Source organism: Ureibacillus sp. FSL K6-0165 (assembly GCF_038004285.1).
Lineage (GTDB): Bacteria > Bacillota > Bacilli > Bacillales_A > Planococcaceae > Ureibacillus > Ureibacillus thermosphaericus.
In genome coordinates this window covers 60,175-80,965 of the sequence record NZ_JBBOQS010000002.1, presented here as the reverse complement: position 1 = coordinate 80,965, position 20,791 = coordinate 60,175, and the positions used below count along the sequence as shown (strand labels likewise).

Here is a 20,791-nt window from a genome sequence, read left to right as displayed (position 1 = left end):
AAATAGTTCAAATAATAAATAACATTATTTTTTTCTTAAATATAATCCTTCAGTTGTAGTAATCGTCTCAATAAGCTTCCTAGATTTTTCATCTTGATAATATAGAGAAACAATTAATTCATTTACCCAAGCAATCACCTTTAATTCTGGTAAATAGATTATAGTTTGTTCATACCCTCTAAGACTCAGTTTTAAGAGACACGCTAATTCTATGGGGTTATTCACTTGAATAAATAGATAATCCTTAATTTTTTTAAAGGTTGCTGGCTCTTCTAGGTTCTTATCGATTTCAACAAGTACCTTGACATAAAAAAACACCTCATTCTTGGATATAGTGAATTTGAGAGAAAATACTACCAAACAGAAGAGATGCTTCCTTTTGTTTGGTAGAGCATAATATTTGGTGAACAATAAAAGGCTATCTTCGAAGGAATTATACAAGGCGCGCACCTGTTTTCGGCAAGAAAGCATCATACGATCCATTCAAACCATCATGGCACGCTCACCATATTTTTAGCCCCAAAGATAGCCCCATTTAGCTCCAAAATCATTCATTTTAAATGCACCAATATTCAATTTGAAAATTTAAGTAAACATTGTTCAAACCTTGATATGCCAATATTTTTTGTTTTTAATAACTAAATATTCCTTCTTTAATGGAATATTTTTGTGCAATAGACGACTTCTCATTTATGGGAAATGCCTAATTCAATGAATCCTGCAATTCAATTAATTCTTCAACATACTTATAAAACGCTTCTTCATTTCTTTCATCCAATGCTTGATCGATGAATTCCCTTAATTGCTCAATACGATGTAATCTTTGTAATCTGTTTAAAAACAGATCTACGTAAATCTCATTTAACAATTTTTCAGAATCGTTTACTACTGGATTTGAACCTGCTGCACTAGAAAAATCTGCGTATGAATTATTTTTATCCATCGACATCACCCCGATTCCTTTTTTCTATTATAAAAAATCAGGGGTTAATTTTCAATATATTTAGAAAAATAAAACTCTTGCAGTATAATATTAGGAAATTCTACTTTATTTCCCATTTCATTTAGGTGTAAAAATTACTTATGTGTACAATTTTTTATCTATGCCCTTTTGAATATTGCCTCCATCCAAAGTTAGAAAAGGGGTGAAAATTAAATTTTGGACGCAAAAAAACGCCCAAAAATAAATTTTGTCAGTTTTTTCTGTATATTCCAAATTTTTGTTGATTTTATCCCGTTTTCTCATTATTATGATAATAAGACTATAAAATTTCCAATTTTTTAGAAAGGGTGAATTTTATGGTAGATACAGAGGTAATTGATTGGTACTACATAACTCCTAACACGTATTTAATTGAACCTGTAGAGCATAAGGGAAAACATTGCTCGCTTGTCTATGACAAATTCGGCATTTTTTACGTTGACAAAAAACCTTTGAAGCTTGTGGGTGATACTTTAAAAAAATTAGGTACTACTTACAAAGCATCAACAGACTTTTCAAAAAGGTTTTTTGGTAAGGAGAAGCACAAACTTCCAATCGTTTTGTCTTATGATCAACCTTACGCCTTTTTCCCGCTCTTATCACCCTATTCTTCTAAAAATATTTGGATAGCTCAGCACGCGATTATCAACATACAAAAATGTGAAGATAGTACAATCATAACTTTAAAAAATGATTATGAAATTACTTTACCAATACACTATCCTTCTTTTTGCACTCAATACGTATGTGCAACAATGCTTCTGAAATTCGCTTTGAAACAAAGGGAAGCCATTCATAAGGAATTAGGCCTTCTACAGATTGCTAAAGAAAAAGAAAATGCAATTATTGAATAGCTGAATGTGCTTGTGATGCCTTATTTAAGTACAAATTTAGCAATTCTTCAACCCGATTTCTCAATCGAATATTCGAATATCGTCTAACCTCTAAAATTTGTTTGTAATGAAAATGATATTCAGTAAATAATTCATCTCTTTCACCTTGGACAACTTTTAAATAATGGCTTTTTAAATATGCTTTTGCATCTTGTAAATCTCTTTGTGCCAATTTTTTTGCTTCTTCAATTAAGTGGACATAAGGGCGCTTTAGCTTAAATTGTCCACGCTCTATTAACTCGTAATCTTTTTCTAAAACGATGAGCAGCATCGGTAAATAGATTGCTGATTCCAAATACGGGACAGCTTCAATGGGAATATGCGCCACAAAAACTCCTCCCTACTAAATTTAATGATACCATCAAGAAGGGAACGTATGTTCTTTTAATATTATAATACATCTTCGTAAGAAAAATGCAATGACTTATAAAAAAATTTGTCTCAGCTATTGACAAAATCGGTGAAATTAGTTAGAAAATATAGTAAATAAAGAAATTGTATCCAGTTCATTCAAGCTTATAAATTATTTAAAGGCTTGAATCAGGATATGATTTCTAATGAGTGCACTTCATTATATAAAGGAGTAATTGCAAAACCCTTTTCATTTCCGATTGGCAACGATGCAACCAATCGGATTTTTTTATCTATAACAATCCTTGAGGAATAAAAACATCATCAAATTTTCTCTCACCAAAAGACTTATACCCGAAAAAAATACACAATTAATAAAAAATAAAAAGTGCACAAAACCAATGAAATGATTTTGCACACTTTGATATTTATATCATTTAATTCTTCGCTGTGATTTGAGAGCGCAAATAAGCGTTAATGAATAAGTCAATATCGCCATCCATTACCGCTTGCACATTTCCAGTCTCCACATTCGTGCGGTGATCTTTTACCATCGAATATGGATGGAACACGTAAGAACGAATTTGAGAACCCCAACCAATTTCCTTTTGTTCACCGCGAAGTGCAGCAAGTTCTGCTTCCTGTTTTTCAATCTCTAATTGATACAATTTTGCTTTTAACATGTTCATTGCTTTTTCACGGTTTTTAATTTGCGAACGTTCCGCTTGGCAAGAAACAACAATTCCTGTTGGGATGTGCGTAATGCGGACAGCAGAATCCGTTGTGTTAACGTGTTGCCCACCCGCACCTGTGGAACGATACGTATCAATTTTTAAATCTTCCTGACGAACCTCGATTTCAATTTCATTATTGAACTCAGGCATCACTTCACAAGAAACGAAGGATGTGTGACGGCGACCATTGGAATCAAATGGTGAAATACGCACTAGGCGATGTACCCCTTTTTCTGCCTTTAAATAACCGTAAGCATTATGCCCTTTAATAAGCAATGTCACCGATTTAATACCCGCTTCATCGCCTGGTAAATAATCAAGGGTTTCTACTTTGAAGCCATGTTTATCTGCCCAACGTGTATACATACGAAGAAGCATTGAACCCCAATCTTGAGACTCCGTACCTCCAGCTCCTGGGTGAAGCTCTAAAATGGCATTGTTTTTATCATATGGTTCGCTTAATAAAAGCTGTAACTCAAAGTTCTCTAACTTCTCCTCAAACTCTTTCAATTCCTGAACAAGCTCTGCTTGAAGATCCTCATCAGGCTCTTCTTTTAACAATTCAAGAGTCATTTCTAAGTTTTCTTGAGTGGATAATAAATCATTTAATTCATTTACGATGGCCTTTAAACCGTTTACCTCATTAATGATGCTTTGCGCTTTATTTTGGTCATCCCAAAAGTCGGGCATCATCATGATTTCTTCTAATTCTTGAATGCGGGCTTCTTTGTTTTCTAAGTCAAAGAGACCCCCTGAAATCCGCCAATTTTTCGGCTGTAGTTTCTAAAGTATTTCGCACATCAGATAATTCCATAAAAGCTCCTCCAATTTAATTAGATTTGAAGAAATAAAATGACTTAACGGGAGAAGGTCGGCAAACTTATCTTACTCAATTGAATAGAGAATGTTCGAACCTACCTTGCACCCCAATACAAATAAACAGAATCATTTAATATGGAAGTAAGTCTCTTACCAAATCGCGAAACAAAACCGTGCCATCAAAAAGGGTGACAACGGTTTTGTAGAAAACTTTCAAAAGAGATGATGAGAGAAAATGAATTAAGATACTGCACCATGGCAGTTTTTATACTTCTTGCCGCTGCCGCATGGACATGGATCGTTTCGACCAATGTCTTGCTTTTTACGAATCGGCTGGCGTTTTGGTTTTTCCTCTTCTTTCGGATTCACTGCCTGACCTTTCGCCACTTCTTCTCGCTCCAGGTTATTGCGAATTTGGGCTTTCATTGCATACTTCGTGACATCTTCACGAATCGCAGCAATCATCTCTTCAAACATCGCAAATCCTTCTTGCTCATATTCACGAAGCGGATCTGTTTGACCATAAGCACGAAGATGAATACCTTGACGCAGTTGGTCCATTGCATCAATATGGTCAATCCATTTCGTATCGATGGAACGAAGTAAAATAACTTTTTCAAATTCACGCATACGTTCTGGCGTCAATTGTTCTTCTTTTTCATTGTAACGAGCCATTGCAGCAGCAAAGATGTAATCAATCATTTCTTCCGGTGATTTACCATGAAGATCATTTACAGTAATATCTCCCTCATCCAGAAGGTTTGCTTTAATATAATCTTCAATTGCTTTAAAGTTCCATTCTTCTTTATTTCCAGAAGTATACGTATGGACTATATTTTCAATTGATTCGCGAATCATGTGTTCCACAACTTCGCGCATATTTTCTGATTCTAAAACAGCATTCCGCTCTTTATAGATGACTTCACGCTGTTGACGCAACACTTCATCGTATTGTAACAAACGTTTACGAGCGTCAAAGTTATTTCCTTCTACGCGTTTTTGTGCAGATTCCACCGCTTTTGACACCATTTTTGACTGAATTGGTTGGGAATCATCCATCCCAAGTTTCGTCATCATGGCTTTCATGCTATCTGAACCGAAGCGGCGCATTAAATCGTCTTCAAGGGATAAATAGAATTGAGTAATCCCTGGATCTCCTTGACGTCCGGAACGACCGCGCAACTGATTATCAATGCGGCGAGATTCGTGACGTTCTGTACCGATTACTGCAAGTCCGCCAAGCTCTTTTACACCTTCACCGAGCTTGATGTCCGTACCACGACCAGCCATGTTCGTCGCAATCGTCACAGCACCTTTTTGACCAGCTTGAGCGATGATTTCAGCTTCTCGTTCGTGGTTCTTTGCATTTAATACGTTGTGTGGAATTTTATGTTTCTTTAACAATTCTGAAATAATTTCAGACGTTTCAATCGCTACAGTACCAACAAGAACCGGCTGCCCTTTCTCGTGACGTTCCGCAATATCTTTTACAACAGCTTCAAACTTCCCTTGCATTGTTGCGAAAATAAGGTCTGGTTTGTCAATACGGGCTATTGGTTTGTTTGTTGGAATGACAACAACATTCATATTATAAATATTTCTAAATTCTTCTTCTTCCGTTTTTGCTGTACCTGTCATACCAGCTAATTTCTTATACATACGGAAGTAGTTTTGGAATGTGATGGTTGCCATTGTCATCGATTCGTTTTGGATTTCCACGCCTTCTTTTGCTTCAATCGCCTGGTGAAGACCATCTGAATAACGACGACCTTTCATTAAACGGCCAGTGAAGCTGTCAACAATCACTACTTCTCCATCTTGCACAACATAATCGACGTCTCTTTGCATTGAAACATGGGCTTTTAAGGATTGATTAATTGCATGAAGCAAACGAACGTGAGCCAAATCATATAAGTTGTCGATTCCGAAAGCTTTTTCCGCTTTCGTCATACCGCTTTCTGTAAGCGTAACCCCTTTAGTCGATTCATCGTAAGTGTAATCTTCATCCTTTTTTAACATGCGAACAAAGGCATTTGCTTGCACATAAAGTTTTGCCGAACGACCCGCATGTCCAGAAATGATTAATGGCGTTCTTGCTTCATCAATTAAAATCGAGTCCACCTCGTCAATAACGGCAAAGTTTAATGGGCGTTGCACACGGTCTTCTTTATAAAGCACCATGTTATCGCGCAAATAGTCAAAGCCCAGTTCATTATTTGTACTGTATGTAATGTCCGCTGCATAAGCCTCGCGCTTTTCTTCTTTCGTCAAGCTATTTAAATTGAGCCCAACGGATAGGCCTAAAAATTCATATAATTTACCCATTTCAGTAGCGTCACGTTTTGCCAAATATTCATTGACTGTCACAACATGAACGCCTTCACCAGTAAGGGCATTTAAATAAACCGCCATTGTGGAAGTCAACGTTTTCCCTTCCCCGGTTTTCATTTCAGCAATGTTACCATCATGTAGTACAGCCGCCCCCATCACTTGCACGCGATAAGGATACATGCCAAGCACTCTTCGGGAAGCTTCGCGACAAACAGCGAAAGCTTCAGGTAATAAGTCATCTAAAGTTTCACCGTTTTGATAACGAGATTTAAATTCTTCTGTTTTATTTTGAAGTGCTTCATCAGAAAGCTGTTCCATTTGTGGTGCTAATGCATCCACTTGGTCAGCAATTTTATTTAATTTCTTCAATTCTTTTTTGTTGAAATCAAATAATTTATTTAAAATATTTACCATTGAAAACATTCACTTCCCATTCAGTCTTAACTTTCATTTTATCATTGGTAGTATAATGGTGCAAATACACGCCTTTAATTTATCAGAATCATAATAAAAATCTTGTTTAATTATTGGAAAAAACGGCTAATGATATAACAGTAAATGATAAGGAGGATCAATTATGGCATTAGAAGTTTATTTAATTTTTAATGGGAATTGTCGAGAAGCGATAGAGTTTTATGCAAAAGTGTTTGAAACGGAGAAGCCTTACATACAAACGTACGGAGAAGTTTACCAAGACAATTCAGAGTTTAACATGCCGGAAGAAGCAAAAAATCTAATTATGCATGCTAATCTAAACGTACGTGGCAGTCGACTAATGTTTTCCGATACATTTCCAGGCAACCCTTATACAATAGGCAATAATATTACTGTCGCCTTCATTGATGATGATTTGAATTTTATGAAAAGGGCATTTGAGATGTTGAAAGAAGGGGGCAAAGTGGAAATGGAACTACAAGAAACGTTTTGGAGCAAAGCTTACGGATCACTAACTGACAAATTCGGAGTAAATTGGCAATTCAATCACGAAAGCAAAGACCAATAAAGAAGAAAAGGCAGTCTAATGTTGAAAGTAAATCAACATACGCTGCCTATTTCATTCACTCCATTATATTTCAACTTTCGTCATCGTAACCTCATCTTCATCGTACAACTTATAGGCACGGTGATCAATCATCCCCGGTACCACTTCAAATGGAATGAAGCGTTTTATACCAGCAGTAACGAATTTTTTCGCATTGAACACTGCTTCCTCAATTGATTTTCCTTTTGCCAGTTCCGCTGTGATTGCTGCTGAATATGAACAGCCTGCCCCATTTGTATGGATTGTATCGATTCGTGGAGCTTCCAATTTTATCATTTTATGACCATCATACAATACATCAATAGCTGGTCCTTCTAAACGTCCTCCTTTTACAAGAACATACTTTGGACCAAGTTTTAAAAGATCTCTTGCTGCATCCTGCAAATCCGCAACTGATGTAATTTCTTGTCCATTAAGTAAATAAGTTGCTTCCGGCATGTTTGGTGTAATAATTGTTGCTTGAGGGATCAGTTTAGTTTTTAGCGTTTCCATTGCATCAAAATCAAGTAAAGGAGACCCGAATTTACCGAACATTACCGGATCTACCACGATATTTTGAATGTTAGTTGTCGCCAACCAATCGGAAACAAGTTCGATAATTTCCTTTGAGAAAAGCATTCCCGTTTTTAATGCATCTAAATCCTCTTGTTCATTGATAATGAGGAGTTGTGCTTCAATTGCATCTAAAGGTTGAATGAATAAACTTTTTTCTTTGTTTGGATGTTTTGCATTGATGGCAGTGATAGCCGTAAAACCGTACACCCCAAGCTCTTGGAAAGTTTTTAAATCCGCTTGAATGCCGGCACCACTGCGAGCTGCAGCACCTGCAACTGTACATACTTTCGCTATTGTCATGTCCTTTTCTCCTTTTAATACCAAGCTTTATATTTGATTTTAAGCTTTTTATAAGATGAATGGAAATAATCAGAATAAGCAATTTGATTGGGGTCAGATTTGTTGCGGGAGATTCTTACTACGTGTTTGAATTCAAACTTATGAAGATGCTTGCGGGATTCAAGAAAATACTTGTAGTAAGCAAAGTAGGATTAGAATTACCCATCTATCGAAAAATACAACTGCTACTAGTGAGATATTAGCCAAATTTAATTAGATAATTGCCAACTTCGCCTTGATATTAGCCATTCTCGGAAAGATATTTGCCATTCGAAAAATTTCCTGCTTCTGCGAGTGGGATATTAGTCAATCTCCATTCGATATTGGCCAACTTCGCCTTGATATTAGCCATTCTCAGAAAAATATTTGCCATTCGAAAAATTTCCTGCTTCTGCGAGTGGGATATTAGTCAATCTCTGTTCGATATTAGTCAACTTCGCCTTGATATTAGCCATTCTCGGAAAGATATTTGCCATTCGAAAAATTTCCTGCTTCTGCGAGTGGGATATTAGTCAATCTCCATTCGATATTGGCCAACTTCGCCTTGATATTAGCCATTCTCAGAAAAATATTTGCCATTCGAAAAATTTCCTGCTTCTGCGAGTGGGATATTAGTCAATCTCTGTTCGATATTAGTCAACTTCGCCTTGATATTAGCCATTCTCGGAAAGATATTTGCCATTCGAAAAAATTCCTGCTTCTGCGAGTGGGATATTAGTCAATCTCTGTTCGATATTAGTCAACTTAACCAAAATATTAGCCATTCTTGGAAAGATATTTGCCATTCGAAAATTTTCCTGCTTCTGCGAGTGGGATATTAGTCAATCTCCATTCGATATTAGTCAACTTCGCCTTGATATTAGCCATTCTCGGAAAGATATTTGCCATTCGAAAAATTTCCTGCTTCTGCGAGTGGGATATTAGTCAATCTCTGTTCGATATTAGTCAACTTAACCAAAATATTAGCCATTCTCAGAAAGATATTTGCCATTCGAAAAATTTCCTGCTTCTGAGATTAGGATATTAGTCAATCTCCATTCGATATTGGCCAACTTCGCCGAAATATTAGCCATTCTCGGAAAGATATTTGCCATTCGAAAAATTTCCTAGTCAAGTCCCGATAATTGTGTAAAAACTCTTATACACTGTTTCCAAATCCGATTAAAGTAGCGTAAGTGGAATCAAACCAAATATAGCAGTTTTTGATTCCATTCCCCTCCCACATTTTTTAGCCGCAACTTCCATGGGGTTTTCTATCCATATTCGTAAAGGGCTGTCAAAGGCTCTTTTCACTTTGACAGCTCTTTGCGAATATGGAATCATCCCATAATGGAAGATGCGCGTGAAAAATAGTGAATGATTATCTACCTGATAGATTTTTTCGTCGATCATAGATTTCTTGGTAATCCATTAAGACAGCGCCAATCAAACGAAAAGCTGATTGCGTATTAGGGAAAATTCGGATCACTCTTTCTCTTCTACGAACCTCTTGATTCAACCGTTCAAGGGTATTCGTACTGCGAATATGAGGACGAATTTTTTCAGGAAAATTCATATATTGAATTGTATCTTCGAAACCTTCATCTAGAATTTTCAATGCTTTTTCAAATCGTGCTTGGTCACTAAACTTTTCAAACAATTCATCTTTAAATTGACGCATATCTTCAATCGTGACAGCTTCGAAAATTCGTTTCAACATTGTTCGGAATTCAGCAGTATCTTTTTTAGGTAACTTGTCAATGATATTACGTTTAAAATGAACATTGCATCTTTGCCAAGAAGTCCCGACAAATTCACGCTGGATGGCCTTTCGTAACCCTTCATGCGCATCTGAAATCACAAGTTTAGGGGATTGTAATCCTCTTGATTTTAGATGCTGGAAGAAACGACTCCAACTCTCCGCACTTTCAACGTGGTCAATATGAACACCAAGGATTTCACGTTTATTTTGATCGGTAATCGCTGTCGCGATATAAGCCGCTTTAGACACTACACTATGACCTTCGCGAACTTTAATATACATAGCATCGACAAAGATGTAAGGATAGTATGTAGTATTTAGAGGGCGATTGGCCCATTCATTGACAATTGGATCTAATTGTTTTGTCAAAGATGATACGAATGATTTGGAGACATTTTCTCCACAAAGCTGTTCAACGATTTTCGTTACTTTTCGAGTAGACACCCCATTCACGACCATCTCAAGCATAGAAAGAACGAAAGCTTGATCACAACGTGCATATTTTTCAAACACGGTAGTTGAAAACTCTCCATTGCGAGTTCTTGGAACCTTTAATTGAATCTTTCCAATACTCATCATTAAATCACGTTCATAATAGCCATTCCGGTAATCACGACGTTCGGGAGAACGTTCATAAGCAGCAGCTTGAAGATAGTCATCTCGTTCTTTTTCCATAAATTCATTCAGAATTAAAACAATCGCTGATTTGATAACAGAATCAAGATTCGAATTGATAATTGATTCTTTTAAAAGGTCCATATTTAGGTTAAACTTTAATAGAGTCATTTTTTCATCCTCTTTCTATTTGTTTTTATTGGGTCTGAAAACAGTGTAGCAAAAGAGGAGGAAAATGGCTCTTTTCTTTTTTACACAATTATATGGACTCTATCAATTTCCTGCTTCTGCGATTAAGATATAAGTCAATCTCTAATCGATATTGGCCAACTTCACCTTGATATTAGCCACTTTCACGTAAATGTTTGCCAAACAAATAAATCGTTTACGCCATCATTTCAACCACAAATCATTCATCCTTTAATAGCAATTCTCTTCAAAAGACCTTACCCACTAAGCACCTACTACTGCATCTCAACATATACTAATGGGCACAGCTGGATTACGTATTTCAGAAAAATGCTTATCAAATCATGCGAAAGAAATTTTGATAAATTCGATTTATTAAGCTGAGTTCTTCATCATTTGGAGGTTTTAGTTGCCTCAGATAAAGTTATAAAACACAATTCAAGTATTAATTTCCTCTAATAAACTCATAAACCTCACTCCAAAAACTAATTACATCATGGAAGAAGGTTGCTCATTGACAGAAAGTAAGAATCCGCTCGTCTCCTATTTACTTCTTGCATTGTTAATTATCATTTGGGGAGTTAGCTGGCCTATCTATAAACATGGCGTTAACTTCATGCCCCCACTCATCTTTGCTGGAATCCGTTCATTTATCGCAGGAATTATTTTGTTTACCCTTGCTTGGAAAATGCGGCATCTCTTGAAATTTAAAGAACATTGGAAGTTTTACGTAATCTCAGCAATATTAAATAACATTCTCTACCTGGGACTTCAAACAGTTGGCATGGTGTATTTGCCAGGTGGATTATTTTCTGTACTAGTATACTTTCAACCAGTTATTCTGGGCATTTTATCTTGGTGGTTGTTGAATGAAGATATGACCGTTACGAAAATATTTGGCTTAGTGCTTGGATTTATCGGGATTGTGCTTGTAAGCATTGATGGATTAATTATCCACCTTTCTGCCATTGGTGTTGCACTCGCCCTCGCCACAGCTCTTGCTTGGGCAAGTGGAGTCGTATTTGTCAAAAAATTAAAATCCAGAGTCGACTTTTATTGGATGGTCGTTATGCAATTGATACTCGGTGGGGGATCGCTACTTGTTTTAGGATATTTCTTTGAAAATATCAATGCCATCGTTTGGAACATTGACTTAATCAGTACCATTATTTGGGGCGGAACAGCAGGAATGGCCGCGGGGCAAGTGATTTATTTTAAATTAATGAATGAAGGTGAAGCAAGCAAAGTCGGTTCCTACACCTTTTTAGTACCTATTATTTCAGTGGTTGTCAGTACAATTTTTTTGAATGAAGCCATTACAAAAAATTTATTTATCGGCATGATTTTAGTAGGATCAAGCATCTATTTAGTAAATAGACAAAAAGAAAAAACTTAAACTTTGGAAGAATAGTGCTGTTTTATTAAAATAGCGAAGGCATCCTGATTTGGACACCTTCGCTAATCATCTCTATTCCTCTTCAACACCATATAATCAAGAATAACAAACTTCAAATAAAAACCACTTTAAAATGCCTCAACACCAATTTCAACACCGCTATTACTACTTCTTCATCCAACCACTGAAAAATTTACCTTTTCCATATCATCTCCTTTCAATAAAATTCATGTTATCTATAGCAAAATAAACTATTGAATACTATTTAAATTGTCCCGTTAATCTAAATCCGATTTCCGCAATCAATGTAGCTAACAAGAAAGTTCCCGTGTACACAAAAAGTGATACGACAACAATTCGCCAGCCGAGCTTTTTAAATTCTTTTAAATCTTTTCCAAATGATAGACCCGCATAAGCTAAAATTGGAGTTGCTAACGCCATAAAGTTAATTTGCGTTGTGGCATCTACAATTGTTTGTTGCCAAGGGAAAATCGCTGAAGTCACAAATAACGCAATAACGGACACCCAAATAACTACTGGAATTTTTAATGGAACAATTTTTTCAATGGCATAACCTAAAATCGTAATTGCCGCAATAATCATCATTCCAGGTAAAGCATCAATTGGAGAGACACCATATCCAATCCAGTTCCCTACTATCGCAATGATTCCAATCAATATGAACGTTAATGTTTTATCCAACATATATGTGTACCCCCACTTAGCTCAATTAATTTTCACCATCTGTTTGAATTCTTGAACGTCTCCCCAAGATTGGTTCCAAATGTTTATATAAGAAATTTGTAAATGGTAGAGAGAAAACAACGCATACAAACGTACCAACAATCGTTGTAATTAAGTTAGCAGCCCCAGCAAACACTGCGATATCATCACTAGCTTCTGGGAAAATAATGGCTAATGCACCGGTCATTGCAGCCATCATACTACCGGATCCTACCCCAGCTCCCATCGCGAGAGAAATTGGATGGAACCAGCCGATACTTGCTATTAAACTAGCAAGTAAAGATAAATAGAGTGCTCCAAATAATGTTCCGCAAATATAAACGCCGATGGCACCGCGAGATTCAGGAGAGTCTGCACCATATTTTTCTGCTATAATCGCTAAATTCGGTTCCCGGTCGATGGAAAATGTCGCACCGATTGCTTCCCTTTTCATCCCAATTAGTAGAGCAACAGGTAAACCGAATACAATCGTTCCTAAAAAGTGACCTACCTCTTGCAACGTTAATGTTAACCCAGCATCTAATAATTGCGGGATAGAAGGCCCCATCAACGTACCTAACTTTGCAACGAATAACATAAAGGAGATTCCCAATATTTTTGAAGCAATATCCATCTCTTTATCGGATAAAATTTTAAATCTTGGCAAACTAATGATTGCTCCCAAAATTAACGCATACAGCATCGGGAAGAAGGCAATCGCTCCAACTCCAATGTTTAAACTTTTTACCCCAATAAATTCAGCAATACATACTAATACAAATACGAATGCATGGATTTTCCAGTTTAAGAGTTCCCTCATCATTTCACTCCTTTAAAGCTCAATAATTACGTAGTTGATAAAACCAAATTTTCAATAAATTGGCAAACTGCAGTTGTATCTTTGCTACCAAGTCCTTGAGATTTGGCAGCTTCAAAAAGTTGATACGTTTGTGCTCCCAATAAAACAGGAACTTGTAACTCTGCAGCTGTTTTTGTATAGAGAGAAACATCCTTATGCATATGGTCCAAACTAAACAAAACATTGTCATACGCTTTCTTTAAAATATTGTCTCCAAAAACTGCAAGAACTCTTGAAGCACTTCCTTTTGAAAGGATTTCTTCTAATTTTTCTAAATCTAAGCCAGCTTTTGATGCAACTGTATATGCCTCCCCAATGCTTGCAATGGTTGATGCAACGACGATATTATGACAAAGTTTTGCAATTTGGCCGTTTCCGTTTTTCCCTAAATAAATGATGTCCTTCCCTACAACCTGCAAAATAGGAAGAATTTCATTAAACTTCTCTTGATCACCAGCAACCATCAATGTCAATGTGCCATTTCTCGCTCCATTAGGCCCACCACTTACTGGTGAGTCAAAAAAATACATTCCTTTTTCATTGTAAATCGATGCGATTTCTATCGCTGTGCCAGCATCTGTTGTGCTCATATCTACAATTACAGAACCAGGTTTTAACACATTTAATAATGCATTTAAATACACATCTTTTACGGCTTCAACTGTCGGTAACGATGAAATAATGAACTCCACTTTCTCCCCTAATTGTTGAAGAGAATCAACTGCAATGCCCTCATTTTCTTGGATCCAATCTTTTACTTGTGGATTTGTATCGTAAATATATACGTCATCCTTATTTTGAATGTAGTTGTAGGCAATGCCTTTTCCCATAAGTCCGCAGCCGATTATTCCAATCTTCACACACATCCCCCCGTGAATGGAAACTATTTACTTTCTATTTCTTTAAAAAATTCGAGTGCTGTCGCAATCCCATTTCCTGCTGCAGGAATGCCGCAATAAACGGCACATTGTAAGAAGACCTCCTCTATCTCTTCCTTCGTACAGCCATTATTGATAGCCCCTTGCAAATGAATTTTTAGTTCGTGTTGATAATTTAATGCTGTTAACAATGCTATATTAATTAAACTTCTCGTTTTTCGATCGAGATTTGGGCGATTCCATATTTCTCCCCAACAATACTGCATAGCCAGTTCATGAAAAGAACGATTAAACTCATTCGTATTCCTAATGAACTGTTGGACATTTTCCTCGCCTAAAACTTCCTCTCTTGCTTTAAACCCTTCTTTATACATTTCTCTAAACGTTTCTTTAAATTTTTCTATCGTCACACACAACACCCCGCGATATTTTTGAAATGGACTAATTCGTCTCCATGCTCTGTTAGGCATGATTCCTATATGAATTCATGCAATAAAAAACCCGTTTTATTTTTTAATAAATGGCGTTGTAGCTAATGCAATATATAAAGCAATGCCAAATTTCATCGCTTCTGCATTAGGTAAAAATTTCTCATGATGGAGTTTATAGGAACCCCCTTCATCATCTCCAACACCTAAAAACAAAAATGCACCCGGCACATGCTCAAGATAGTAAGCAAAATCTTCACTTGCCATACTTGGCTTTTCTAATATCTCTACAGCATCCGATCCAAATAATGCTTCTGCTAATTGTTGGGCATGTAACACATATTGTTTTGTATTGTTTGTAACGGGATAGCCAAAGTTGTATATGATATCTGCCTCAAGACGTAACGCGCTGCTCATGCCATAAATAATTCTCAAAAACTTTTTTTGAATATCTTTTCTTGTCTTATCACTCAACGTTCGAACAGTTCCTTTAAATACAGCTTTTTCTGGAATAATATTAAAGGCATTTCCAGCTTCCAGTTTCCCGATCGTAATCACCGCTGAATCTACCGGATCTATTTCTCTACTAATCACACTTTGTAAAGATGCAATAATATTGGCACTGCCAACAATGGCATCAATTCCTTGATGTGGAGCTGCTCCATGACCAGCTTGACCAGTCAGTGCCACTTCAAATGTATCCATGCTCGCCATTAATGGCCCACTCTTAAAACCTATTTTTCCAATTGGTAGATCAGGCCACACATGAAAGCCATAAATGTAATCCACATTCGGATTAGTTAATGCACCATCTTGTATCATATATTTCGCACCAGCCAACATTTCTTCTGCCGGTTGAAAAATAAATTTAATTGTTCCAGCAATATGATCTTTGTATTTTGAAAGAATTTTCGCCGCACCGAGTAACATGGCCATGTGCATATCATGTCCACATGCATGCATTGCCTGTTCATGTTGTGATGCAAAATCTACCCCTGTACATTCTTTAATCGGCAATGCATCCATATCCGCGCGCAATCCAATAACCGGCCCCTGTTTCCCACCTTTTAATATGCCGACCACTCCAGTTTTCGCATATCCTGATTGCACTTCTATACCACAATTATTTAGAAAGTTTTTTACGATTTGAGATGTTTTATGTAAATCAAATCCGATTTCAGGGTATTTGTGTAAAGTCTTACGCAATTCAATAATTTCATCAAACTCATCTTCTATCCATTGTTGTATTAAATCAGAAGATAAAATGGTTTGGTTCATCAGACTCCCTCCTATCCAGAGTCAAAAGAGTAATATATTTATGGACAGGTTGATAAATAGTCCTAAAAATATTAAGAACAAATTAGCACATTTTCTATTATTTGTAAATATTCAATTTTCAGTATTTTAGAAATACTAAAAATTGACTAGTCAAAATCTCATTGTAAAAAGCAAATATTTCTTATAAAATTTTTCTAAAAGCATATTTGAGGCAGGGAGAAGTAATGGTTGTATACAATATTGGAATAGTCGGACCAGAAGATCTTGCAACAAAATTTAAAACACAGCTAGAGGAATTAAACTTGCTCAATGTATCCATTAACCTTTCAATTGTAAATCAATTTGAGGATACGAAGAAATTAGAGCTCTCTTTTGTCGAAAAATGCGATTTATTATGTTTTATGGGGCCAATTGGTTATGAAATATATCGTGAAGAAATTGTTCCTCGACTGAAAACAATCCCTCCTATCTCATTACATATTCGTTATGATAGCTCCGCTCTATACTTATGTCTTTATAAACTGTTAAGCAAAAAACAAGGGGATATTAATTTATTTACACCTTTTTCCATAGACTTATTAGCTGAAAAAGAGGTTAAAGTTGCACTTGAGGAAATCGATTTATCGCCCGATCATTATTTTCTAATTCATGGCGATACTTCCTATACAACAGAACACTGGGCAAATATTCACGAAGAATATTACCGGAAAGGAAAAACGAAATATGCAATTACTTGTTTGACAAGTGTTGCCTATGAACTTCAAAAACGCCAAGTTCCAGTGATGCGCATTAAACCAACTTACGCTGCAATCTCAATGACAACCGAAATATTAATCGCAAAATTAGAACAATTAATTAGCAATGAGCTCAAAACCATTGCCATATTAGTCAAATGGCACGAAGCAGATCGCCGTCCAAAAAATCGATATACATTTTATAAGCAAAAATTAAAGTTCCAAGAAGCCATTATTAATTTTTGTGAGAAATATGAAATGTCACTCACTTTCGAAAACGATTTCAAAGCCATACTTTATACAAATCAATCAATTTTAAAAGAACTTACCAAAAATTATAAAGTGTTCCCTTTTACAAAAGAGATTGAGGAAATTTTAGGAACGAGAATCTCGATCGGTATCGGTGTTGGAAATGATGCAGCCCGTGCTGAAATTTATGCAAATCGTGCGTTAAAATTTGCTGAAGCAAAGCATACTTCGACCACATACTTAGCATATCAAAATGGCAGCATTATAGGGCCATTAAACAGTGAAGAAGTAGAACCCCTTTCCTTTTCAACGCATTTGAATAATCGTCATTTACAAGATATTGCAAAGAAGACTTCATTAAGTGCCATTACAATTTCAAAATTACGCTCACTTATTCAAAATCAAGAACATCCATATATAACAAGCCATCAAATTGCTGAAGCATTTGACATATCATTGCGCACAGCCAATCGAATATTACACACATTAGAAAGCTATCGATTTGCGAAAGTAATAGGTGAAGAACAACCTCCTGGAAGAGGTAGACCAAGAAAGCTATACGAACTGAAATTGACGGAAGAGTGATTGGATTTCGGATTTGGCTATTATTTTACCTGGGTTGACTATTATCTTGGGCAGGTTGGCTATTATCTTATTGGATTTGACTATTATCCTCTCTTTGCTGGAGCGAATTTTCGGCTTTGGCTATTATTTTACCTAGATTGACTATTATCTTGGCCGAGTTGGCTATTATCCCTTTGAATTTGACTATTATTTCATTTCTGCTGGAGCAAATTTTTGGCTTTGGCTATTATTTTACCTAGATTGACTATTATCTTCGGCGAGTTGGCTATTATCCCTTTGAATTTGACTATTATTTCATTTCTGCTGGAGCAAATTTTTGGCTTTGGCTATTATTTTACCTAGATTGACTATTATCTCGGCCGAGTTGGCTATTATCTCTTTGAATTTGACTATTATCTTATCTTTACTAAAGTGATTTCTCGGTTTTTACTTACAATTTTTTCTTATTTAGATCCACTCCATATATCTATTCGGTATTCGTTCAATCGTGTGGTTAGCTCCATTGCTGGATTAGAAAAACACCTTGCTCGGGCAAATTGCTTCTCAACTTGTATAGATAACTCCTTATTTTTGAGAGGACCACGAATCGTTAAGGGTGGAGTTGAATCAGAATCGGATTCCAAATTGACAGGAACGATATTTAGTTTTTCAACTGCCAAACAAAAACACCTCCTCTGTAATCGATAACTCTATCTTACAGGGAGGTACGATCGATTGATATGCGTCGTTTGAGGGCTTACCATTGTATAAAATGCTTTCTACATGCGAAAATGGAAATTCCCCCTGCCTAAAGCAGAGGGGAATAGGGGTCTATTAATTAATTTGTTTCAATTAAACCGTATTTTCCGTCTTTTCGTCTGTATACGATGTTTGTATTGTTTGTTTCCGCATCTGTATAAACATAAAAGTCATGCCCGAGCAAGTTCATTTGGAGAATGGCTTCATCTTCATCCATTGGTTTTAAGTCAAACTGTTTTGTACGAACAATTTCAAAATCTTCATCTTTGCCGCTATCATTGTTATTCGGAGTAACATTATTAGCGAAATAAACGCCTACACCTTCGCGATCACGAAGTTTGCGGTTGACTTTTGTTTTATGTTTACGAATTTGTCGTTCGAGTTTATCTACAATTAAGTCAATACCAGCATACATATCTTCATGGCGCTCTTCAGCACGAAGCGTTAAGTTTTTTAACGGAATGGTTACTTCCACTTTTGTTTTCTTATCATTATACACTTTCAAGTTTACATTGGCAGAAGCATTGACACCTTCGTTGAAAAACTTTTCAATTTTCTGAACTTTGTTGATGACGTAATCTCGAATAGCTGGAGTTACTTCAATGTTTTCACCGCGAATGTTAAAGTTTAACATGTAAACTCCTCCTTTATTGACCCTATGTAAATTATATTCTACATAAGTTTGCAAATTCCTTCTAGAAACTATGTATTCTTTTTAGGAATTCGACAAATTTTTTACCTTTTAAAAACCGATATATTTTTTTGAAATAACTTCTTTTCTTCTCCGGCGCTTCATTTCGCTAATAATCAATTCTTCAATATCTGGTTGATTTTTAAATTGCAATCCAAAATGAGCACCCATACCAAAAGGTTTACTCCAACGTACATAACCAATAGCTTGAATTCTTGTAATATCCAAAACAAAATGCATCTGAAACTGCAACGATTCAGGAGGAAGGTTGTATATTTTAGAAATATCTGAGTTCGTATACACTTTCATTCCCCGAGGACTAATATCAATAATTTTACATGGATGCATCTCACTATCAATCCGACGTCCGTTTACAAGCACAGAAAATTGTGCATCTAATGGTTGATTAAAAACGAATCGAAACGCCTCTTTGCGCTTATATTTTTTAGATATCATATTCATTCCCCCAAATTAACAGTCCTGCCAAACTCTTCTTATTATAAATATCGTTAATGAAAAGAAAATATCCACAATAAGAATTAATATTTTTCACAAAAATTTGTGACGATTTTTTAACTATTGTAAAGCGTTATTGATAATAAAAAAGCCCTTAACTTTGAGGATATTTGTACCTATCGCTTGAAAAATTCATAGTACTGAATAGCGAATAACGTAACTCCAATATACTTAGCGACTTTATTAAATAAAAAACGCCTTACAACCTTATATTTCGGGTGTAAGGCGTTTTAAGATCCAAATGATTAGTAAATTCCGACTACACTTGCTGCACATTTTGATATTGTTGTTGGCGATTTAGTTTAATAACTTCTTTCCAAGTATCACGGAATTCCGTAACCAATCCGATTACTTCATCAACGATTTCGACATCGTTTTTGATATTTGCTTCAATTAAGCGTCGATTCATATATTCATATAATGGAAGAATTTGTTTTGATATTTCGTAATCCATGTTGAGTGTAACGATTAGTTCGTTAATGATATTTTGAGCTTTTTGTAAATTAGTGTTTTTTTCTTCAATGTGTTTTTCTTCAATTGCCTTTCTAGCCAAATTCAAAAATTTAATACATCCATTGTAAAGCATTAATGTCAGTTCACCAGGGGAAGCTGTATTGATACTGTTTTGTTTATACGCATTATATGCGTTATTATGTAATGTCATATAAGACACTCCTTTAATCGCTAAGTAAAAAACCCTATGAGTTTTTTACTATCATTTTATCATAGAAGATACTTCATTTTTAGTGACTCTCTATTATTTTTTCTTATCATAATACATGCCGTCCATCACTTGTACGCTCGCATAAGGGTTTGAATATTGCTTTTCGTGTTTTTTCACATTTTGCAAATCTTTTAAATCCTTTTTCACTGCATCCATAACAAGCTGAAGTCTTTTTCGAATTCCTTCATCCAATTGCATTAGCATCGAATGATCTTTTAATTCAGGCTGAATTTGAAATCCTTGACGCTTTAAAGAGTCGATGATTTCTCCCCGTTCATCCAACAATTGATGGATGTTTTCTATATAATCGTCTCGTTCTTCTCCTTTTGGAATATCGGAAAGGAGTTGATACAGCTTAGCAGAAACTTGTAATAATTGTTTTGTTAAATCCATGTAATATC

The 20,791-nt window shown here is 35.8% G+C and carries 21 protein-coding genes; 4 read left to right on the top strand and 17 right to left on the bottom strand.

Translation table 11 applies throughout. The features are described 5' to 3' along the window. Window positions 1–24: 24 nt before the first annotated feature. Window positions 25–483 carry a hypothetical protein gene (locus NST00_RS14075; protein ID WP_340710239.1) on the bottom strand — a complete coding sequence of 153 codons (459 nt, stop codon included), beginning with the start codon at window positions 481–483 and terminating at the stop codon, window positions 25–27. Between the two features lie 220 nt (window positions 484–703). Continuing rightward, window positions 704–943: an IDEAL domain-containing protein gene (locus NST00_RS14070; RefSeq protein WP_340710237.1), complete on the bottom strand. Its 240-nt coding sequence runs from the start codon at window positions 941–943 to the stop codon at window positions 704–706. Window positions 944–1,299: 356 nt separating this feature from the next. On the opposite strand from NST00_RS14070, the gene NST00_RS14065 reads away from it, so the two are divergent. Next, a complete protein-coding gene (locus NST00_RS14065; protein WP_016839246.1) occupies window positions 1,300–1,836 on the top strand; it encodes a competence protein ComK in 537 nt (178 codons plus the stop codon). Here the strand turns inward: NST00_RS14065 and NST00_RS14060 are convergent. The 3 genes from NST00_RS14060 to secA all read right to left on the bottom strand — a co-directional run bounded on the left by NST00_RS14060 (window position 1,826) and on the right by secA (window position 6,524). Beyond that, window positions 1,826–2,203, bottom strand: a complete 378-nt coding sequence (locus tag NST00_RS14060; protein WP_340710236.1) for a hypothetical protein — start codon at window positions 2,201–2,203, stop codon at window positions 1,826–1,828. The two genes, NST00_RS14065 and NST00_RS14060, sit on opposite strands and share 11 nt — an antisense overlap. Before the next feature lie 460 nt (window positions 2,204–2,663). Then, window positions 2,664–3,774, bottom strand: a protein-coding gene (prfB, locus tag NST00_RS14055) for a peptide chain release factor 2 (protein ID WP_184656240.1) whose coding sequence is annotated in 2 segments (ribosomal slippage) — window positions 2,664–3,713 and window positions 3,715–3,774 — 1,110 coding nt in all. Because the reading frame shifts where the segments join, the coding sequence is not laid out codon by codon here. Between the two features lie 245 nt (window positions 3,775–4,019). Beyond that, window positions 4,020–6,524 carry a preprotein translocase subunit SecA gene (secA, locus tag NST00_RS14050; RefSeq protein ID WP_016838028.1) on the bottom strand — a complete coding sequence of 835 codons (2,505 nt, stop codon included), beginning with the start codon at window positions 6,522–6,524 and terminating at the stop codon, window positions 4,020–4,022. Window positions 6,525–6,687: 163 nt separating this feature from the next. Here secA and NST00_RS14045 point away from each other — a divergent pair, with 163 nt between their 5' ends. After that, window positions 6,688–7,113: a VOC family protein gene (locus NST00_RS14045; protein WP_340710235.1), complete on the top strand. Its 426-nt coding sequence runs from the start codon at window positions 6,688–6,690 to the stop codon at window positions 7,111–7,113. A gap of 63 nt (window positions 7,114–7,176) precedes the next feature. Here NST00_RS14045 and thiD read toward each other — a convergent pair whose 3' ends face one another. Together thiD and NST00_RS14035 are read right to left on the bottom strand one after the other, a co-directional pair. Then, a complete protein-coding gene (gene thiD, locus NST00_RS14040; protein ID WP_340710234.1) occupies window positions 7,177–8,007 on the bottom strand; it encodes a bifunctional hydroxymethylpyrimidine kinase/phosphomethylpyrimidine kinase in 831 nt (276 codons plus the stop codon). Between the two features lie 1,399 nt (window positions 8,008–9,406). Beyond that, window positions 9,407–10,573: an IS256 family transposase gene (locus NST00_RS14035; RefSeq protein ID WP_340710002.1), complete on the bottom strand. Its 1,167-nt coding sequence runs from the start codon at window positions 10,571–10,573 to the stop codon at window positions 9,407–9,409. Window positions 10,574–11,105: 532 nt separating this feature from the next. On the opposite strand from NST00_RS14035, the gene NST00_RS14030 reads away from it, so the two are divergent. Beyond that, on the top strand, window positions 11,106–11,987 hold the full coding sequence (locus tag NST00_RS14030; RefSeq protein WP_340710232.1) for a DMT family transporter: 882 nt from the start codon (window positions 11,106–11,108) through the stop codon (window positions 11,985–11,987). Between the two features lie 261 nt (window positions 11,988–12,248). Here NST00_RS14030 and NST00_RS14025 read toward each other — a convergent pair whose 3' ends face one another. From NST00_RS14025 to NST00_RS14005, 5 genes are all read right to left on the bottom strand, one after another. After that, window positions 12,249–12,692, bottom strand: coding sequence for a hypothetical protein (locus NST00_RS14025; RefSeq protein ID WP_016838018.1), 444 nt, complete (start codon window positions 12,690–12,692; stop codon window positions 12,249–12,251). A 25-nt stretch (window positions 12,693–12,717) separates the two neighbouring features. Further along, a complete protein-coding gene (locus NST00_RS14020; protein ID WP_016838016.1) occupies window positions 12,718–13,530 on the bottom strand; it encodes a DUF3100 domain-containing protein in 813 nt (270 codons plus the stop codon). A gap of 26 nt (window positions 13,531–13,556) precedes the next feature. Next, entirely contained in the window at window positions 13,557–14,429 is an 873-nt protein-coding gene (locus NST00_RS14015) for an NAD(P)-dependent oxidoreductase (RefSeq protein WP_016838015.1), read from the bottom strand. 23 nt (window positions 14,430–14,452) lie between these two features. Next, complete coding sequence (locus tag NST00_RS14010) at window positions 14,453–14,857, bottom strand: carboxymuconolactone decarboxylase family protein (protein WP_016838013.1); 405 nt, start codon at window positions 14,855–14,857, stop codon at window positions 14,453–14,455. Between the two features lie 96 nt (window positions 14,858–14,953). After that, on the bottom strand, window positions 14,954–16,153 hold the full coding sequence (locus NST00_RS14005; RefSeq protein WP_340710231.1) for a M20 metallopeptidase family protein: 1,200 nt from the start codon (window positions 16,151–16,153) through the stop codon (window positions 14,954–14,956). 224 nt (window positions 16,154–16,377) lie between these two features. On the opposite strand from NST00_RS14005, the gene NST00_RS14000 reads away from it, so the two are divergent. Beyond that, window positions 16,378–17,721: a hypothetical protein gene (locus tag NST00_RS14000; RefSeq protein ID WP_016838011.1), complete on the top strand. Its 1,344-nt coding sequence runs from the start codon at window positions 16,378–16,380 to the stop codon at window positions 17,719–17,721. 443 nt (window positions 17,722–18,164) lie between these two features. Here the strand turns inward: NST00_RS14000 and NST00_RS13995 are convergent, their stop codons facing one another. The 5 genes from NST00_RS13995 to NST00_RS13975 form a co-directional block, all read right to left on the bottom strand. Then, complete coding sequence (locus tag NST00_RS13995) at window positions 18,165–18,380, bottom strand: hypothetical protein (protein WP_168412662.1); 216 nt, start codon at window positions 18,378–18,380, stop codon at window positions 18,165–18,167. A 158-nt stretch (window positions 18,381–18,538) separates the two neighbouring features. Then, entirely contained in the window at window positions 18,539–19,093 is a 555-nt protein-coding gene (hpf, locus tag NST00_RS13990; protein ID WP_340710230.1) for a ribosome hibernation-promoting factor, HPF/YfiA family, read from the bottom strand. 108 nt (window positions 19,094–19,201) lie between these two features. Beyond that, window positions 19,202–19,606: a PilZ domain-containing protein gene (locus NST00_RS13985; protein ID WP_016838009.1), complete on the bottom strand. Its 405-nt coding sequence runs from the start codon at window positions 19,604–19,606 to the stop codon at window positions 19,202–19,204. A 319-nt stretch (window positions 19,607–19,925) separates the two neighbouring features. Further along, the gene (gene fliS, locus NST00_RS13980; RefSeq protein ID WP_016838008.1) at window positions 19,926–20,330 is read right to left on the bottom strand and encodes a flagellar export chaperone FliS; all 405 of its coding nucleotides are present in this window, start codon (window positions 20,328–20,330) and stop codon (window positions 19,926–19,928) included. Window positions 20,331–20,423: 93 nt separating this feature from the next. Next, on the bottom strand, window positions 20,424–20,783 hold the full coding sequence (locus NST00_RS13975) for a flagellar protein FliT (RefSeq protein WP_016838007.1): 360 nt from the start codon (window positions 20,781–20,783) through the stop codon (window positions 20,424–20,426). Between the last annotated feature and the right edge of the window lie 8 nt (window positions 20,784–20,791).

Bases quoted from the DNA above. Each gene is read 5' to 3' on its own strand.
- NST00_RS14000 (WP_016838011.1), top strand. From the start codon at position 16,378: ATGGTTGTATACAATATTGGAATAGTCGGACCAGAAGATCTTGCAACA.
- NST00_RS14070 (WP_340710237.1), bottom strand. From the start codon at position 943: ATGGATAAAAATAATTCATACGCAGATTTTTCTAGTGCAGCAGGTTCA.
- NST00_RS14025 (WP_016838018.1), bottom strand. From the start codon at position 12,692: ATGTTGGATAAAACATTAACGTTCATATTGATTGGAATCATTGCGATA.
- secA (WP_016838028.1), bottom strand. From the start codon at position 6,524: ATGGTAAATATTTTAAATAAATTATTTGATTTCAACAAAAAAGAATTG.
- NST00_RS14005 (WP_340710231.1), bottom strand. From the start codon at position 16,153: ATGAACCAAACCATTTTATCTTCTGATTTAATACAACAATGGATAGAA.
- NST00_RS14045 (WP_340710235.1), top strand. From the start codon at position 6,688: ATGGCATTAGAAGTTTATTTAATTTTTAATGGGAATTGTCGAGAAGCG.
- NST00_RS14035 (WP_340710002.1), bottom strand. From the start codon at position 10,573: ATGACTCTATTAAAGTTTAACCTAAATATGGACCTTTTAAAAGAATCA.
- hpf (WP_340710230.1), bottom strand. From the start codon at position 19,093: ATGTTAAACTTTAACATTCGCGGTGAAAACATTGAAGTAACTCCAGCT.
- fliS (WP_016838008.1), bottom strand. From the start codon at position 20,330: ATGACATTACATAATAACGCATATAATGCGTATAAACAAAACAGTATC.
- NST00_RS14020 (WP_016838016.1), bottom strand. From the start codon at position 13,530: ATGAGGGAACTCTTAAACTGGAAAATCCATGCATTCGTATTTGTATTA.
- NST00_RS14065 (WP_016839246.1), top strand. From the start codon at position 1,300: ATGGTAGATACAGAGGTAATTGATTGGTACTACATAACTCCTAACACG.
- thiD (WP_340710234.1), bottom strand. From the start codon at position 8,007: ATGACAATAGCGAAAGTATGTACAGTTGCAGGTGCTGCAGCTCGCAGT.
- NST00_RS13985 (WP_016838009.1), bottom strand. From the start codon at position 19,606: ATGATATCTAAAAAATATAAGCGCAAAGAGGCGTTTCGATTCGTTTTT.
- NST00_RS14075 (WP_340710239.1), bottom strand. From the start codon at position 483: ATGGATCGTATGATGCTTTCTTGCCGAAAACAGGTGCGCGCCTTGTAT.
- NST00_RS13975 (WP_016838007.1), bottom strand. From the start codon at position 20,783: ATGGATTTAACAAAACAATTATTACAAGTTTCTGCTAAGCTGTATCAA.